We start from the raw sequence: 17,946 nt of genomic DNA on the forward strand, positions 1-17,946 counted from the left end.
TATTAGTTCGACGAAATGAACTAAAAGCGTGCTTTTCACAAGCCTGCTGCGGATTAGTTCGACGAAATGAAACTAAATCAAATCGTACGTAACCGGGAAGCATGATCGAACATCGCTTATTCCATAGGGAAGTTGTAGCGAATGCCAATCGGTATATGTTTGTTTGGGAAAGGCAGTTGCGGGCTTTTCATACATCAAAATAGAGAGAGACTGCAGCAAAAATCATAGTTTTCAGAAAAGGGAGCTGTCACTAAGGCGTGCTTACTTATTTTAGAGACTGCCTCTATTTTTGTCAGCTATTGCCGTTACAGCGCTGCGCCTGCCTGTTTCGCTTGATCTGGATACAATTATAAGCTTTATAGTAAGGGGGCAATGAGTTAATATGGAAAGAGCAGAATATGAATATTCTATTCCATAAACGTAAGGAATCGATGAGACATGCGAATTGGTTTTTTTGATTCAGGGATTGGCGGGCTTACCGTGCTGGCGGAAGCGCTCCGAAGGCTCCCTGACAAGGATTTTCTTTATATGGCGGACACGCTTCATGTTCCCTATGGCACGAAGTCGCAGGAGGACGTGAAAGGGTATATTTTGGAAGCAGTTGGAACGATGATGAAAGAGGGAATTGATGCTTTAGTTGTAGCCTGCAATACGGCGACCAGTATTGCAATAACCGAGCTAAGAGAGCGCTATTCGCTTCCGATTGTCGGCATGGAGCCTGCAGTTAAGCCGGCGGTAGAAATGAACAGCGCAACGGGCAAAAGAGTACTCGTCTTCGCAACGCCTTTAACGCTTCAGCTGCCTAAGTATTATGCGCTCGTATCCCGCGTGGACGATATGGGAATCGTGGATTCGCTCCCGCTGCCGGAGCTTGTGCATTATTGCGAATCGCTGCAATTCGATAAGCAAATTATGAATGAATATTTTCGGGCAAAGCTCGCTGGCTATGATCTGAATGATTACGGCATAATCGTACTCGGATGTACGCATTACCCGTTCTACAAGGACATTTTGAGAGAGCTGCTTCCGGCTCATATTGCGATTGTCGACGGCAACGTCGGAACGGTTAAGCGGCTGTCCGCATTGCTCAGCCGCTATGGTATCGCCGGGGGCGGCGGAAGCGGGAACGTTCAATTCATGTGTACGGGCAATGACCCTGCCTATATTGATAAAATGCAGACGGCGCTCACCTATTTACGCGAAAAAGACACTTTGACGGAAACGCAGCCCACTTAAACGACGAATAGGCGGACAACACTCATCCTTGTGTGTTGTCCGCCTATTTGGTTTGATGTGGTAGCGGCTTCCATTAGCTGTGTATATTTCATCGCGAAACGAGCTTATGCCGCCAAGGGACGGCGCCGGCTGTTTACGCCTGAATGTCTTCGCCTTTACGCTTAAATGTCTTCGATATGCAGCAGGACCGGACAATGATCGCTGCCTAATATATGCGAGTCTATTTGCGCGTCGATAAGCAGCGGGCTCAGCCTTGATGAGGCTAGGAAATAATCAATCCGCCACCCCACGTTCCGCTCGCGCACCTTCGGCATGTAAGACCACCAGCTGTACACATCTGCACGGTCCGGGTAAAAATGTCTGAACGTATCGAGGAAGCCGCCCTCCAGCAGCTCCGTCATCTTGCCTCGCTCCTCCAGCGTAAATCCGGAATTTCCTAGATTCGGCTTCGGATGCTTCAGATCGATCTCCTGATGGGCTACATTCAGATCGCCGCAAACGATCACGGGCTTCCAGGAGTCCAGCTGCTGCAGATAGCTCCGGAACCGGTTCTCCCATTCCAATCTATAGTCCAATCTCGACAAATCGCGCTTCGCATTTGGCGTATAGACATTAACGAGATAGAAGCCGTCGAACTCGAGCGTAATGACACGTCCCTCGGGTTCTGAATTCTCCTCCAAGCCGTAATGTACCGAAAGAGGCTTTATCCTAGTGAAAACAGCCGTACCGGAGTAGCCCTTCTTAAGCGCGTAATTCCAATACTGCGAATACTCCCCGCCCAGCTCCATGCTAATTTGTCCTTCTTGCAGCTTCGTCTCTTGCAGGCAAAAGATGTCCGCGTCCGTTTCTTTGAAGTAGTCGTTAAAGCCCTTCGTTACGCATGCTCTTAAACCATTTACATTCCAGGATACCAGCTTAATCATCATCTATCTCCTTGCGGTTCTATCGTTTAGTTACTAGTTTATCATAGATGCGTCCACTCAAAAATTGAAATTACAAGCATTTTTTGATAGAAAACGGCATGTTTTCCACGAACCAATTTGATAAGATAATTACAGGAAAAGAACCCCAACCGGATAGAGGGTGAATATGGACGCGAATAAACACCTGCAAAACGCCATTCATTATATCGAGGCAAATCTTAATGAACGTTTGGAGCTGGAGCAGGTCGCGGATGCGGCCTATATGTCCGTTCCTAACTTGTACCGCGTGTTTTATGCGCTGACAGGGCATTCGCTCATGGACTACATCCGGAAGAGACGCGTCAGCCAGGCGGCTGTCTTGCTTCGGCACTCGAACCGTCCTGTACTCGATATCGCCATGGCAAGCGGCTTCGATTCGTACCGCACGTTTGCGACCGTATTTAAGCGGATAACGGCATTAACGCCGGGCATGTACCGCAAGGCCGATTTCTATTACAGCTTTGAGCCGGTCAATTTATTGGAGAAGCACAGCTACACAGAGGACCGGGAATTATCGCTTCACTATTCTGACATAAAGGTTATTAAGGCAGAGCCGATGCAGGCAATTGCCTACCGGCACACTTCTACAGCAAGAGAAGGCCTGGAGGAAGAGGCTTTTCGGCTGTTCTATGCCATGCTGGAAACGGCTGGCTGCAGGGCGGATAAGCTGCGTCTATTCGGATACAATCTGGATCCGGAGCATCCCCCGCATCCCGCCCTTCATGAATACGTTATGCTCGCGCCGTTAACGTCGCAAGTAAAGCCTGATCATCCTGCTCTGTTCCTAACTGTACTTGAAGGCGGCTTATATGCGGTTAGTAAAGCGCCGGCAGAGGAGCCCTCCGTTATTATTGCAGCCTGGAATCGCATGCTGGAGGAATGGCTGCCAAGAAGCAGCTTTAAGCTTGGGGAGCATCGTTTCGTTGAGGAGTATCTTCATCATCGTGGCAAGGCGACTAGACTTAGACTGTTTTTGCCGGTCATGCGCAAGCAGGAGCAGGAAACGATCATCATAGAAAGCCTGCCCGCCGTTCACATACGGGCCTTTCGCTCAAGCGGGAGCGATGCGAAGGAGGCAGCTGACGTGAAGCTGACAGAGTGGCTGACAATGAACCCTGTAGCAGAGCTATTTCGGCAAGCGCTTTACATGTCCTATAGCTACGGAAGTTCGGAAGAGCATCACGCGTGGTATGAACTCGCGCTTGCGCTGCCGGAGTCTAACGGGCTTACTGAAGAAACTGCCGGAGAGAGCAGGCTTCTTGCAGGCGGACTTTATGCATGCATGACAACGGGTGCATACGGTGCCATGACAGGCGTGCTGGATATGCTTCATGCATGGGCTGCCCATAGTGAAGAATTCATGCTGGATGCGGACAGAGACTGGTACGCTAAATACGTCAGGACAGATGGCGCGGATGTGGAAAGGTCGACGGTCGTCACCTGCTGTCTTCCTGTCATTCGGAAGGACCAGGCTTTATTTTGAGGGAGGAGGAGCTCAGCTTGGGTGAACAATCAAAAAGGCGGCCGCCAGCCGTCAAACGCAGAACAAAACGGGCAATTAAGTGGTACAAACCTGTCGTTATACCGAAAGCTGCTAAAACACTATTTGGAGGCGTTCAAATGGATAGGAGGGAACAAGGAAGCAGCGAAGCTGTCAGAAGCCCCATCATGAACAAGGTAGGCAGTATATTTGTTCCGGTCAAGGATATTGAGAAGTCGCGCGATTGGTATTGTCTGCTGCTGGGGCTGCCGAATGATTGTGAAATTATGAATGGCCATCTTTGTCCGCTGCCGATGCAGGGCACAGGCCTTATTCTGGACACGATGCCGATGTGGGGCGGGCAGGAGCCCGGAGGGGCTCCTCCTATTAAGACTCCGGCCTTTATGCTCTTAACGGGCGATCTCCAAGCGTCCTATCATTTTGCGGTGGCGAATCAGGTGAACGTGGTCACGGATATTCAGAATGATCACTGGTTCGTCATTAAAGACCCGGACGATAATCTTCTTATGGTTTGCCGGGAGTAAAAAAACATATTGCTGAGACCGGCGCGTTCCTGCTTAAGGAGCCCCGGTCTTTTTTGGCTGCTCTCCCGCAAACCATTGATTTTCGATAGGATCGTTGATTTTTGCAATTACGCCGCACTCTAATTTGTCCTATAATAAGCGTAATATTAGTAAGTGCAGAGGAAAATAATGAAGAGGGGTGCTCATCATCACGGACAAACGGGTTATTTTATTTCAAGGGGACTCGATTACAGATGGAGCAAGGGGCAGAAATGACGATCCTAACCATATTTTAGGGCATAGCTATGCGTATATCATCGGGGCAAAGCTAGGCTACTTATGGGCAGAACAAGAGCCTGTATTTATTAACCGCGGCATAAGCGGCAACCGGGCATCTGATTTATATGCAAGGTGGAATGAGGACGCGATCAGCCTAAAGCCGAATCTGATCAGTATTCTTATTGGCGTTAACGATGCATGGCGGACGATGAGCGGAGAGCCGAGCGGCGTAACGGACAGATTTGAGCGGGCCTACCGGCATGTGCTGGAGGAAACGAGAGAGGTATTGCCTGGTGCGGACCTGGTGCTGTGCGAGCCGTTTATTCTGAATACGGGAGCGCCCGCGCGAAATTGGGAAGCCTGGTCGGAGCGGGTAACGGCATACGGGCAAACGGTTCGCGGGCTTGCGGAGCAGTTCGGCGCTATTTTCGTTCCGCTTCAAGCGGCATTCGATGAAGCCTGCGGGCGCGCGAAAGCTTCCTACTGGCTGTGGGACGGCGTTCATCCGACCGCTGCCGGTCATGAGCTCATTGCAAGGCAGTGGCTGAAAGTGGTTTTGGACAGTAAATTAGCGGATAATTGACCTTAATAGTTAATATGATTTATTATTTATCGGAATGGAACCGGCATCGACAGAAAGCCGGTTTTCTCCGTTTAAGCCGACAGAAGAAGGTTACAGCTCATGCATAAGATGACGAAGCTATTTCGCAATTTAAGCGTAACGTGGAAATTCGTAGCGACATTCCTTTGTATTCTGGCGGTATCGCTCTCCGCATGCGGCATTTATCTTTATATGCAGCTGTCGGGCTCGGCCGTCTCGCAGGCGCAAACGGTGATGGAGCAAAATTTGCTGCAAACGCGCAATAGCGTGCTGAACAAAATGAATATGATTCAAAACATTTCTAAGCTGCTGACGTCCGACATCCGGCTGCAAACGTTTTTGGGAAGCGATTTCAACAGTAATTCGTTTGCTTACGACGACTATACCTCGAATATCACTCCTTATGTGGAAAACGTGCTGCGGCAAAATCCGAATGTCCATTCGCTGCGCGTTTATATGACGAACCCGTCGATTCCGGAAGTCTACGACAGCTTTTATCAAATCAACCGGATCGAGCAGCAGCAATGGGTACGCGAGGTAACGAAGGACAATTCGGACATATCGGGCTGGCGGGGGCTTCATGCGGAAAAGTTTTTGCTCAACATCCCGAAAAGGGGCGAGCCCGGGGACGTTTTTTCCTTTTACCAAAAAATTAATTCGATCCGCTATTTTGACACGGTGGGCCTGCTGGAAATCGAAATTTTGGAAAGCGATTTATTTGATATTTTGAGCTCGGAGAGCACGGGGCAAATGGATAACGTCTTCATGATCGATGAGCAAAACCAAGTCGTTTCCAGCAACAAACGCGGACTGTTTAAGCAGAAATTAACCTATTCCGAATTAGAGGCGCTCCCGCTGACGGCTTCGTTTAATCAGGTTATCAAGGTGGACGGGCGCAAATCAGCCGTTATTTCCGTACCTGTTACTGGTTTAGGACTTCGTTTGATCGGTATTTATCCTGTAAGCGAATTGAACGAAAAGGTGAAGGAGTCGGCTTTCTCGATTTCGATTATCCTGCTTATCGCGCTTGTCGTACTTGGATTTATTGTCTATTTCATTACGAATGCACTGCTGTCCAGGCTGAAAATGATCGTACTGGCGATGAAGCGGGTCAAGGAAGGTTCGCTTACGGTTTCCGTACCGGTACAGTCGAACGATGAATTCTCACAAATCGCAATCAGTTTTAACCTGATGACGGCCAGAATTCATGAATTGGTTGAGACGGTGTACAAAAGTCAGCTCATGGAGAGAGAGGCCGAATTAAAGGCGCTGGAATCCCAGGTGAACCCGCATTTCCTTTATAACACGCTCGCCACGATTTCGTGGGTGGCACGTAAGGCGAAGTCAGCTGAAATCGTACATCTTTCAGATGCGCTTGCCCAGTTCTACAGATTGGTGCTGAACAAGGGCAGACGCGAAATTCTGATCAAGGACGAGCTTGAGATGGTGAAGGCATATCTGGCTATACAGAAATTCCGGTTTGAGGAGCTGTTTGACGTCGTATACGACATTGACGAGCGCGTCTATGAATACTGCGTCGTGAAAAACATTCTTCAGCCGATCGTCGAAAATGCGCTAAATCACGGAATCGAACCGAAGCGGGACCGCGGCACGCTTGTCATCAAGGCCTCGATTGAAGAGGATGACATGCTGTGCTTTAGGGTGATCGATGACGGGGTTGGCATGTCGAAGGAGCGGCTCGGAGCGCTGCTCGCCGGAAATATCGAGCGTACGGGCGGCAGCGGCAGCGGCTACGCGGTGAAAAACATAACGGAACGGCTCAATTCGTATTACGGCAAGAGGCATGCCTTCCGCATTCATAGTGCGCCGGGCATCGGAACGTCGGTCATGATTATTTTTGCCAAGGAAAGAGCGTGATCCCATGTATAAATTGCTTATAGTGGAGGACGAGCGTTGGGAGCGGGAAGGGCTGGTCGATTTTCTCGATTGGAACGCGATGGGCATTGAAATTGCAGGAACGGCCCGCGATGGTATCGATGGACTGGAGCAGACGATGGAGCTGAATCCCGATATCGTCATTACCGATATTCGGATGCCGGGCATGGACGGCCTCGAGATGTCCCGCAAAATCAAAGAGCTTAAGCCGCATGTGCGGATCATTATATTAACGGGATACGGCGATTTTGAATACGCGCGCAAAGCGATTGATCTTAAAGCAAGCCATTATGTGCTAAAGCCGGTAAGCGAGCAAAAGCTTCTCGAAGCGATGGGCAGGGTGCTGAACGAATGCGAGCAGGATACAAGCTTCATGCAGGAACGGGAAGAGCTGAAGGCTGAGGTGGAGGAGCATCGCCACCTCATGAAGGCGAAATGGATCCAAGATTTGCTGTTTGGCTCGCTGGAGCTGAAATATGCGAAGGAGCTTGCGAAAACGGAGGGCTTCATGTCCGAGACGGAGTCGTTCGCCGTTTTTGCTATTGCGGATCAAAGGCAGGGCCATTTTGAGGAGCGGCTGGGCAGTCTCTTCACAGGACCAAGCATAATAAGCTATTCGGAAAAGCGGGAAGGCGATTGGATTGTCGTTATCCCGGCACCGGCAGTGCACCCTGACGAGTATGCGGTCAAGCTGGTCCCGCGCATTACCGGCGGCGGAAGCCTATTATGGCCAGACCAAGTAACGATAGCCGCCGGCTCTCGCGCAGACGGGCTGATCAAGGTGGCGGAATCGGTCAAGCAAGCGGAGAACAGTTTGGCTTACGCTGCATTCTGGGGAGAGAGCGGCGCTATCTCGCAAGATAAGGTCGAACGCGAGCGGTCGATTTTTCTGAATGAGGCGGCGGATTTTCTGCACAAGGGCGGTCAGCAGGCCAAGGCTGTCGTATATGGCGTGCATGCGCTGGAGGAGGAGCAGGCGCTTGCAAGCGCGAAGGAAATGTTCGACGACCTGCAAGCGCGCAGAGGCGCCGACGGTGACTACGTCCGGCATTACGTCAGCGGTCTGCTGTTCGAGCTATCCATTCTCGCAGGCGCGCGCCAAACCGGGGATGGCGGGAGTGATCCGGGGGAGCAATTGGATGCCCTGCCGACTTTAGCGGCGGTTAGAGCCTATACGCTGAGAAGCATAGCGGATACGATTGCAGTGCTGCGGGAGAAGCGCGGCGGCAAGGAGGAGTATGTCATCCGTCAAGTGAACAAGCTGATCGAGCAAAAGTATATGTCGCCCGATATTAGCTTGAAATCGATTGCGGACGAGGTGTTTTTGTCGCCAAACTACTTAGGCTCCCTGTATAAGAAAACGACCGGAAGGTCCGTTCACGATCAGCTGGCCCAGGTCAGGCTTGATAAGTCGAAGGAGCTGCTGGCGATTCCGCAGTACAAGGTAGCGCGGGTCGCGAAGGAGATTGGCATACCAAGCACCTCTTACTTCTGCACCGTTTTTAAAAACGCATTTGGCGTTTCACCGGGCGAATATCAGGAAACGCTTCACCGGAAATAAAGCTGCCCGTTAGGCTTGGCGGCTGCCTCATTAAGGGGGCAGCCGCCTTTTTTTATATAAGAATGATTGCGCTGCAATATTGCGTTGATAATTAAAACAAACCACATTTTTTGATATATCTCCCCCCCGCGCCCATCTTCTACAATGTGAATTAAGAGACAACATCGAGAGAAGGGGTGGACAGATGGAAGACTTGAGCTTGGCGGTAAAGGCCAGGGCAACCAGAGAATCGGGACGCATTCATATCGGCAAGCGGTTCTGGGCGCAGCGCTATTTGATGATACTGACGCTGCCTGCGGTCGTTTGGCTGATCATATTCCATTACGTGCCGATGTACGGCATTATTATTGCATTCGAGGAATACAACCCGGTGCAGGGCTTTACGTTCAGCCCATGGGTAGGACTGGACAATTTCAAGGAATTGTTCATCGATCCGAGCTTTATGGATTCGGTCCTTAATACGCTCAAGATCAGCTTGCTGAAGCTGTTGTTCGGCTTTCCGGCACCGATCCTGTTAGCCATTATGCTTAATGAGCTGAGAGCGCAGCGCCTCAAGAAAGTGGTTCAATCGTTATCGTATCTGCCTTACTTTATTTCATGGGTGTTCGTCGTAGGCTTCATGTATACGCTGCTTGATCCGAGAACGGGGGCGCTGAGCGGCTTGCTGCAATGGCTCGGCTTCATCTCTCCGGACCAGCTGCTCATGGGCGACCCGAAGACGTTCACGACGCTGGTTGTCATATCCGAAGTGTGGAAGAACATCGGCTGGAACTCCATCATCTTTTTGGCAGCGATTGCAAGCATTGACCCGCAGCTCTACGAGGCCGCAACGGTCGACGGGGCGGGACGCTTTCGCAAAATATGGCATGTGACCCTTCCGGCCATTAAGCCGACCGTCGTCATTTTGCTTATCCTCAATGTGGGCGGCTTAATGAATGCCAACTTTGATCAGCTGTTTCTGATGAAAAACTCGATGACGCAGGATCAGGCCAACGTGCTCTCTATTTACTCTTACGAGATGGGCCTCGTGCTCGGGCGGTTCTCATACGGTACGGCGGTAGGCTTATTCCAATCAGTCGTTGCGTTCCTGCTTATGCTGGGCGCGAACTACTCGTCACGCAAAATAACGAACGAGAGTCTATTCTAACATGATGAGAATGCATAAAGCCGATATTCTTGCGCCTAAGGAGGTTTGCCCATGAACGCTGTACACCGGACCACAGGAGAGAAGCTGTTTGACGCGGTCAATGTTGTGCTGCTCCTGCTGCTCGCCTTCGTTACCTTATATCCGTTCTATAACATATTGATTACATCATTAAACGATCCTGCCGATGCGGCACGGGGAGGCATAACGTTCTGGCCCCGCGTCATTTCCTTTGAAAATTACAAAATGGTGCTGCAGGACGAGAGCTTGACCGGTGCGTTCGCCGTTACGGTTCTTAGGACCATTATCGGAACGGCAACTGCCGTCCTGTTTACCGCGGCCTTCTCGTATGGCGTATCCAAGCCGGAGCTGCTCGGAAGAAAGCTGTTTCTTCTATTGGCGATTATTACGATGTATTTCAGCGGCGGCCTTATTCCGCAATATTTGCTGATCGCGCAGTATCTGCACTTGAAGGGCAGCTTTATGGCTTATATTTTGCCTAACCTGTTCAGCGTGTTTAACGCTTTAATTATGCTTACCTTCTTCCGGGGCATTCCGAAGGAGATGGAGGAATCGGCCAAGGTGGACGGCGCCAACGAGCTTACGATTTTTTGGAGGCTGATTTTGCCGGTATCGAAGCCCGTGCTTGCCACGATTGCGTTATATAACGCCGTGTTCCATTGGAATTCCTGGTTCGATGCCATGCTATACGGCGGCGAGCATCTGCGGACGCTTCAGCAAATTCTGATGCAAATTATCAGCTCCAACAGCAATGTCAGCCTGATGGCAAGCAATCTCGGAATGAAAGCCGTTACGGCCGAATCCGTGAAGCTGGCAACGATGGTTATTACAACGCTGCCAATCGTATTCTCGTATCCGTTCCTGCAAAAATATTTTGTCAAAGGGATTATGATCGGTTCGGTCAAAGGCTAATGAACGGCTTCAACGGGCACACTGCCCGATATATAGAAGCAATACGAAAAGGGAGGATTCATTCATCATGTACAAGATAAACAAGAAGCTTACGGCAGCGCTGGCATTCATTCTGGTGCTTGCCTTGGCGATGACCGGCTGCAGCGCCAATAACGAAGCAAAGACAAATTCGGGCGGCGAAAAAACAGAGACAGGAGCAGCCGATAATACGACAAAGGCTCCCGCCGATCCGAATGAGCTGGAGTGGAAGCAGGATACCTCGCCCTTTACGTTCCGCCAGTACTTTTACGGCACATGGGCATCCAATTATTTGTGGAAAGACCAGCTCAATATGAAGCAAATTACAGATAAAACGGGCGTGACGATCGATCGTTTCCTTGCTACCGGCAATGATAATGACTTCCTGAATACGATGATCGCTTCGAATGATTTGCCGGATACGCTCATGCTGGACTGGAGCCATCCGCAGGTAACGAAATTGATTAATAACGGCATGCTCTATTCCTTGGATGAGCTTATCGATAAATATGCGCCGAAGATGTGGGATTTGATTGATCCGGAAATTGTAAAATATCATTCCGTTAACGGCAAGCTTTGGTATTTGCCTAACAACTACGAGACGGAAGAGCGTTTAACGAACGGCGTTCCGATTACGGGCATCCGCCCATGGTTCGTGCGCAAGGACATCTATAAATCGCTTGGCGAGCCAAAGATCGAAACCGAGCAGCAGCTGCTCGATTTTCTGAAGCAGGCAAAAGCGAAATATCCGGAGCTGAGTCCGGTTGGGATGGAATCCTTCGACGTGCCGATGTGGGGCTTTGATGGCAGCTTGTCGATGAGTTATCTGATCGATTCGTTCTCCCCGATGAATATGGAAAACCGGATTAAAGACGACACGCAGCGCGTGCTTTATCCAATGCGCGATAAAAAGTATATTGAAGCATTCCGCTACGTGAACAAGCTGGCGAAGGAAGGCTTATTCGATCCGCAGCAGCTGATTGCGAAGCAGGAGCAGTACGACGAGAAAATTTATGGCGCTAACTTTATCGTTACTTCAGCGTTTATGAACGGCATGTATACGCAATATAATCCGAAAATCGAAAGCACGCTGGGCGAAGACAAAACGTATGTGGTGCTCGACGGCTTGAAGGTCGGCGGACAGGAGCCGCGTTATCCGGCAAGCCGCTTGATGGGCTGGCAGGGCTTCTTCATTACGAAAAAGGCTGAAAATCCGGAACGGATCATCAAATTCCTTGAATACGCATGGTCCGATGAAGGCCAGCTGGATTTCCGCTACGGCAAGGAAGGCGAAACCTACGACATGGTAGACGGACTGCCGAAGGCAAAGGCAGAAGTGAAGGATCTGGAGCTTACCGATAACAATGCATGGTCCAGCAAATACGGATTTTCGGCTTCCACGCTAATGTGGCGCTCCGGCAAGCTGTGGGATGCCGCTGAAAAACGCGATTTCGATGAGAAACAGCCTGAGCAGGCCGCGGCAAAAGAACTGCTGAAGAAATACAATTTCGACAGCTTCTCGCTCGGACTTGAAAATATCGAGCCGGAAGGCTCCTCGCCGGAAGGCGTCATTAACGCCAAAATAAAAAACCTGTGGAACAAAACGATACCTATGCTCGTTCTTGCCGGATCGGACAAGGAATTTGACGATATTTACAATGATTTTGTGAAAGACATAGATAAAGTAGGCGCAGACAAAGTAGAGAAGGTGATGTACGAGCGCCATTTGGCTGATTTGGAGAAAAAGGGAGTTAAATAAGCGGGGAGCGGGCGGGGGGACTTGTCCGCTCTTTCCTTTTTGGTAGGTCATAAAGAATCGCTTTATTTATCGTGACATTTCCATGCTATGGTTGATCTTGAATTGATTTGGTGTAACCCCCGTATTCTTTTTAAAAACCTTAGTAAAATAACTTTGATCCGTAAAGCAAAGTCGGGAGCAGATCTCAGAGAGCGGCAAATCGGATAACGTGATCAGCTTCTTGGCTTCCTCTATCCGTTCCCGTTGAATATATTCACTGATGGTGATATTGGTTTCTTTTCTAAACAACCGGGACAAGTAATTGGCATTAAGCTCAGTAAGATCGGCAAGGTCATGAAGGGTAATCTTGTCATACAGATGATTAAAAATATAGTTCTGGCAAAACACAACCTTTTTGGATACCCGTTGTTCCCGATTTGTCCTCACTCGTTCAGTAAAGTCCAACATCGCATCGGTCAATGAACGTTCCAATTGTTTGATGTCCTTTAGCTCTTCAATATGACGGATATGAAAATCACTTAACGTATAGGCCATCTCCCAAAATAATCCTCCATCGATTGCCGCGCGAGTCGCCAATGTAATGCCGGCGATCGCAAGATTTTTGCGGTGCCGCAGATAACTGCGGTTGGAGAGACTACCGTATTTATCATCCGAAAAAGATTCACGGGCTTCCAAAAGCTGTTTCTTGTTGCCTTTTTTAATGGATTCAAACATAGCCTTTTCGAGTAGAGGGCTATGGTGAAAGAAAGTGTTTTCACGTTGATTTGAGACATGCATGTCGAGACCATCGGCTGGCTTGGAATGTTCAGGTACTTCCGTATGCACCATCACTTCCGACATTTCGATTGTGTCCCCGTATACCAGGTAATGAAGCAGCATTCCCGCGTGGAGCAGTCTCCTCTTATTGAGAACAGTCAGCCTGTCTGCATAAAGGTGCAATTCGTGGTGGAGTCTATAAGGCACCTCATTGTCATGGATAAGCATGGTGATTGTATTTTCACTCAATGCTGAATAAACGGAGGGACCGATAACAATGGCACCAGAAGGAGCTGACACCGTAGAAAGAGGAAGAATTAAAAAATTTTCCAGAAAATTTGTTCTGTGGATAAAAGGAATGGAAGCTGTATTCGAAACATCGACGATTGCAGATAACATATCCTTGGTTTCCGGAAACAAAGGACTATTAATAAACTCGTTATATATGTCTATTTCGGGCTTCGCAAGGTCATTTATATAAAATACAGGGACCTGGAAAGCTTCGTACATTAAATTACATACGTAATTAATGTCACTTTGAGCTAAAACACGCTTCATAAAACACACCACCTAATTAAAATACCTTTAATATGTTTAAAATACCATAATTCATTCTGTAATTTCCCTATGATTATTATGGAATCAAATGCAGGCCACTATTCAGATAAGAGGCGTGTAAATGCAGAAAATCGGAAAAACGTATAGGAAGTAATTATAATGCGTCTATTAAACGTGGGAAGATTATTTTCCGAGTTATGTAACACAAATCCGAATGTTCGTGCATGTATCGTAGATAAGATGGATTCTATTGAAGATTATATATTAGGTAGAATTGGTCTGCCACAACTCGATAATGAATTTCTGTGACTTAACCTTCGTAGAAACTACCACTCCGCGCCTGACTGACCGGGTCCCTCGGGCAGTTCTTTTTTTCTTATAGTTTACATACATGAAGGCGTCATATTATAATATAGGCATTCCGAAACAAACAAATTTTCCTTGCCGCTCAACATGCTCTGGCAGGGAAGGAACCGCTTTACAGCGATTAATCATAGGTGCGAAAATAGGAGACCATTCAAACATACGGGAAACGTATGTTTTTTTGCGTCTCCTTTTTTTTGTGCCCAAACGAGGAGGAATTGGAATTGGATTATTTAGTGCATAAGGGACTTAGATTCTCGATTCCCGACTTTGGGATTCGGCACGGACCCGCAAACAAGCGATCCATTACATGGTCGATTTTTACCCGGAGTATGACAAATTCGATACGATCTTAACGCCCGTAACTCTCCGTCAAACCTGCGACTTCATCAACGAGCATCATCGGCACCATATGGCGCCGCAGGGGATGAAGTTTGCGCTTGGGCTTACAAACGGGGAGAGGCTGATTGGTGTCCTTACCGCGGGTAGACCTTTATCCAGGCATCGCGACGACGGGACGAACCGTTTTATTCGGCTCAACTCAGATGCCCCATCTACAAGTTAAAGGGAGTCGGTCTCCGGTATGCGAAACGGGGATGCCGGACATTTAAAGTCGTATCGTAATTGGTGGTAATTTGCAGGGAACATATCAAAGGAGGCATTTGAAATGGGAAGAGAACAACGATCAGGTATTGGCTATGGGATGAACGAAATCGTAAGAAATTCAGGGATGGTTTGAACCGGTCCTACGGAGATGATACATACGACGGAGGAGGGAGAACGATTACCGTTGTTTCTTTAGTTGAATGACAATAATAAGGCTTTTCTTTTAGATTGCCGTCCACGGTAAACCATTGTTAGAGGGGACTAACCGTGATGACAACGTTTTTTTTATCCTCTCGGGTCTAACTAAATTACTAAAAAAGTAACGAAATTACTATTGGTGATAATGAAATTAAACTAATATGATCAAAGTTGCAAAATCCACTTTACGAGGAGGCAAGAGTGTAAAAGATGATTCCGTATATTTGTTACATTGGAAGTATTGAGTAAGACGAAGCTATTGTATTTCGGATTAAATAAGAGGAGGAATTAACAAGTGAAAACTAAATTTTTTGCGCGTCTTATGTTTATGTCAATCGTTCTCGGCATGGTCGTTTCGCCCTTTAATCTGGTTGTCGCAGCTGAAAGCAATCAGGACCGGCCATGGATGGACACCTCAATATCTGCAGAAATTCGTACGGAGCTGCTGCTTAAGGCTATGAAATTAGAGGACAAAGTACATTTTATCACAGGTGATCGGAATAATTATTATGGTTTTTATAATAATGGAGTAGAGGAATATGGTATTCCTGCGTTACAAATGGCAGATGGACCTCTCGGGGTTCGGATTGCACATCCGGACGTACAAAATAAAAAATCAACTGCATTGCCTTCCGCGATTGGATTAGCGGCAACCTGGGATCCGGAAACAGCTAATCAATATGGGGATTTAATTGGAAATGAAGCGATTAATACCACACATAATGTATTGTTAGGACCTGGATTGGATATTGCCAGAAATGCTTTTGGGTCAAGGAACTTTGAATCCTTGGGAGAAGATCCGTACTTGCAGTCACAAATGGCTGTGGAAATAGTAAAAGCTATCCAAAGCAATAATGTATTAGTTACAGGGAAGCATTTTCTATTAAACAATCAAGAATTGGACCGCTTCACAAGTGATTCGCAGGCAAGTGAGCGTGCAATAAACGAAATCTATGCAAAACCTTTCGCAAGTGTCATAAAAGACGCAGATTTAGGCAGTGTAATGTGTGCCTTTAACAAAGTGAATTCGGTGTATTCTTGTGATAATGAAGATCTTTTAACGAAGCTTTTAAGAGAAAAACTGAATTTTGCCGGCTTTGTCATGAGTGATTACGATGCAAATGTTAGTACTGCAAAATCGATTAATGCTGGACTTGATCTTGAAACGCCTGGAGACCCAGGTGGTTTATGGGGCGATAAATTACTACAAGCGATTAATAATGGAGAAGTTAGTGAAGAAACAGTAAATCAAAGTGCATATCGGATGCTGTATCAAATGTTTGATAAAGGATTATTTGATAACCCTGCGCAAAATAATCAAATTGACGCAGCAGCACACGGAGCAATTGCGCGGGAAATCGCTGCAGAAACAATGGTCTTGCTTAAAAATAATAATGACGTTTTACCGTTAAGTTCGGAAAAGATAAAATCCATTGCTGTAATCGGACCTGATGCGGATAATGCTTCTGCAGTCGGCGGGGGCAGTTCCCTTGTGAATCCTACGTATACGGTTAGTCCACTTGAAGGAATTAAGAACCGTGCAGGAAAAAATGTAAAAGTAGAGTATGCGGCTGGAACAGATCCAATTAGTGCGGCAGATGTTCTTCCAGGACCCAATGCTGTTCCATCTGCATTCTTAAAGCCTTCCGCCGATGCAACTGAAAATGGATTAAAAGCGGAGTACTGGTCGAATGAAAACATGGAAGGCAACCCGGTCTACAATAACATTTCAAAGCAAGCTGCCCTGCATCTTGGATTTTATAATTTTGAAGGCTTTAATGCTCAATCCCCGAAATTAGACAAACTTCCTGGTTCGTTAAACAGTAAGATGTCGGCTAGATATACAGGTGTAATAAATGTACCCAAATCTGGTGAGTACAAGCTTTCCACCACAAGCTTCGGTTCTAGTAAAGTTTATATGGATGGCAATCTTATTATTGACAATTCTGGAGAAGTGCTTAAAACTGTAGAAAAAACGGTTAGATTAGAAGCAGGTAAAAACTATTCGGTTCAGATTGACTATAAAACAGATTTCACGAGCAGTACTGGAAATGATGATAGCGGCGCTAAATTCCGATTCGGCTGGGCGGCTGCAGAAGATGTGGTCGACAAAAATATCGTCAATGCGGTTGAGTTAGCGAAAAAATCGGATGTTGCCGTTATTGTAACAAAAACGTATGATAGCGAAGGTAATATCGACCGCTCTGATATGCAATTGCCGAATAACCAAGATCAACTTATTAAAGAAGTTGCAAAAGTAAATAAGAAGGTTGTTGTTGTCAATGAAAGCGGAACGGCTGTCAAAATGGGGGCTTGGAAAGATCAAGTTGCTTCTATTGTACAAGCTTGGTATCCAGGACAAGAACAAGGCAATGCGATAGCAGATATTCTGTTCGGAGATGTAAACCCATCAGGTAAATTGCCGGTAACTTTCCCTATAGATGCAAAACAAACACCGGTAGCATCGCAAGAACAATATCCGGGTATCAACGGCGTTTCCAAATATTCAGAAGGTATTTTTGTCGGATACCGCGGCTTTGAAAAAGCTGGCATCAACGCAGCCTTCCCGTTTGGACATGGTTTATCTTACACCGAATTTGACTATAATAATTTAGAAACGAAGGTAAAAACTTCGAAAGAATCGGCAGAACCTACCTTTGAAGTAACATTAAACTTAAGAAATAAAGGCGATGTAGCCGGCTCTGAAGTTATACAAGTATATGCTGGCCAACTTCCGACAGACGTGGAGACTGCTCCGAAACAATTAGCAGGGTTCCAAAAGGTGGAGTTAAAGCCTGGCAAACAAAAAAGAGTAACGATTAAACTTGATCCAAAAGCATTCTCTTATTATGACGAAGAAAAACATGCATGGTTGATGCCTTCCGGTCAAGTGAAAATCTATGTCGGAAGCTCTTCGCAAGACATCCGTTTGGTGGGTAATGTAACTGTACCTGATCAAAAGTAATACTGTTTGAAACTGAAAAGAGCCGGGAGATTCGGCTCTTTTTTCATTTTGACTCGAATACTGGAACATAAATGCTAAGGAGGAGATTCACATTCGAATTTGGTTAA

Annotated in this window: 14 protein-coding genes; 12 read left to right on the plus strand and 2 right to left on the minus strand. The window is 47.3% G+C overall.

Features of this window, described 5'->3' with window-relative positions; all coding sequences use genetic code 11:
• The first annotated feature begins 438 nt into the window (after nt 1–438).
• Nucleotides 439–1,236: a glutamate racemase gene (gene murI, locus AC0YNZ_RS23770; RefSeq protein WP_475828975.1), complete on the plus strand. Its 798-nt coding sequence runs from the start codon at nt 439–441 to the stop codon at nt 1,234–1,236.
• Nucleotides 1,237–1,397: 161 nt separating this feature from the next.
• Here the strand turns inward: murI and AC0YNZ_RS23775 are convergent, their stop codons facing one another.
• Nucleotides 1,398–2,156, minus strand: a complete 759-nt coding sequence (locus AC0YNZ_RS23775) for an exodeoxyribonuclease III (RefSeq protein WP_475829043.1) — start codon at nt 2,154–2,156, stop codon at nt 1,398–1,400.
• A gap of 169 nt (nt 2,157–2,325) precedes the next feature.
• On the opposite strand from AC0YNZ_RS23775, the gene AC0YNZ_RS23780 reads away from it, so the two are divergent.
• The 9 genes from AC0YNZ_RS23780 (at nt 2,326) to AC0YNZ_RS23820 (ending at nt 12,393) form a co-directional block, all read left to right on the plus strand.
• Nucleotides 2,326–3,681 carry a helix-turn-helix domain-containing protein gene (locus AC0YNZ_RS23780; protein WP_475828976.1) on the plus strand — a complete coding sequence of 452 codons (1,356 nt, stop codon included), beginning with the start codon at nt 2,326–2,328 and terminating at the stop codon, nt 3,679–3,681.
• A 21-nt stretch (nt 3,682–3,702) separates the two neighbouring features.
• On the plus strand, nt 3,703–3,870 hold the full coding sequence (locus AC0YNZ_RS23785) for a hypothetical protein (RefSeq protein ID WP_475828977.1): 168 nt from the start codon (nt 3,703–3,705) through the stop codon (nt 3,868–3,870).
• Nucleotides 3,819–4,223, plus strand: coding sequence for a VOC family protein (locus tag AC0YNZ_RS23790; RefSeq protein ID WP_475828978.1), 405 nt, complete (start codon nt 3,819–3,821; stop codon nt 4,221–4,223). The genes AC0YNZ_RS23785 and AC0YNZ_RS23790 overlap by 52 nt, the downstream gene beginning before the upstream one ends.
• 184 nt (nt 4,224–4,407) lie before the next feature.
• Entirely contained in the window at nt 4,408–5,064 is a 657-nt protein-coding gene (locus AC0YNZ_RS23795; protein WP_475829044.1) for an SGNH/GDSL hydrolase family protein, read from the plus strand.
• Nucleotides 5,065–5,163: 99 nt separating this feature from the next.
• Entirely contained in the window at nt 5,164–6,960 is a 1,797-nt protein-coding gene (locus tag AC0YNZ_RS23800) for a sensor histidine kinase (RefSeq protein ID WP_475828979.1), read from the plus strand.
• Nucleotides 6,961–6,964: 4 nt separating this feature from the next.
• Nucleotides 6,965–8,539 (plus strand): response regulator transcription factor, encoded by a 1,575-nt coding sequence (locus AC0YNZ_RS23805; protein ID WP_475828980.1) that lies wholly within the window; start codon nt 6,965–6,967, stop codon nt 8,537–8,539.
• A 184-nt stretch (nt 8,540–8,723) separates the two neighbouring features.
• Nucleotides 8,724–9,686 (plus strand): ABC transporter permease, encoded by a 963-nt coding sequence (locus AC0YNZ_RS23810; protein ID WP_475828981.1) that lies wholly within the window; start codon nt 8,724–8,726, stop codon nt 9,684–9,686.
• A gap of 51 nt (nt 9,687–9,737) precedes the next feature.
• Nucleotides 9,738–10,616, plus strand: coding sequence for a carbohydrate ABC transporter permease (locus AC0YNZ_RS23815; protein WP_475828982.1), 879 nt, complete (start codon nt 9,738–9,740; stop codon nt 10,614–10,616).
• Nucleotides 10,617–10,683: 67 nt separating this feature from the next.
• The gene (locus AC0YNZ_RS23820) at nt 10,684–12,393 is read left to right on the plus strand and encodes an extracellular solute-binding protein (RefSeq protein ID WP_475828983.1); all 1,710 of its coding nucleotides are present in this window, start codon (nt 10,684–10,686) and stop codon (nt 12,391–12,393) included.
• Between the two features lie 66 nt (nt 12,394–12,459).
• On the opposite strand, the gene AC0YNZ_RS23825 is transcribed toward AC0YNZ_RS23820, so the two are convergent.
• Nucleotides 12,460–13,707: a helix-turn-helix domain-containing protein gene (locus AC0YNZ_RS23825; protein ID WP_475828984.1), complete on the minus strand. Its 1,248-nt coding sequence runs from the start codon at nt 13,705–13,707 to the stop codon at nt 12,460–12,462.
• Between the two features lie 673 nt (nt 13,708–14,380).
• Here AC0YNZ_RS23825 and AC0YNZ_RS23830 point away from each other — a divergent pair.
• Complete coding sequence (locus AC0YNZ_RS23830; protein WP_475828985.1) at nt 14,381–14,635, plus strand: XF1762 family protein; 255 nt, start codon at nt 14,381–14,383, stop codon at nt 14,633–14,635.
• Between the two features lie 534 nt (nt 14,636–15,169).
• Nucleotides 15,170–17,839 carry a beta-glucosidase gene (locus tag AC0YNZ_RS23835; RefSeq protein WP_475828986.1) on the plus strand — a complete coding sequence of 890 codons (2,670 nt, stop codon included), beginning with the start codon at nt 15,170–15,172 and terminating at the stop codon, nt 17,837–17,839.
• Nucleotides 17,840–17,946 lie beyond the last annotated feature (107 nt).

This window comes from Paenibacillus sp. J2L1-98, assembly GCF_056269405.1.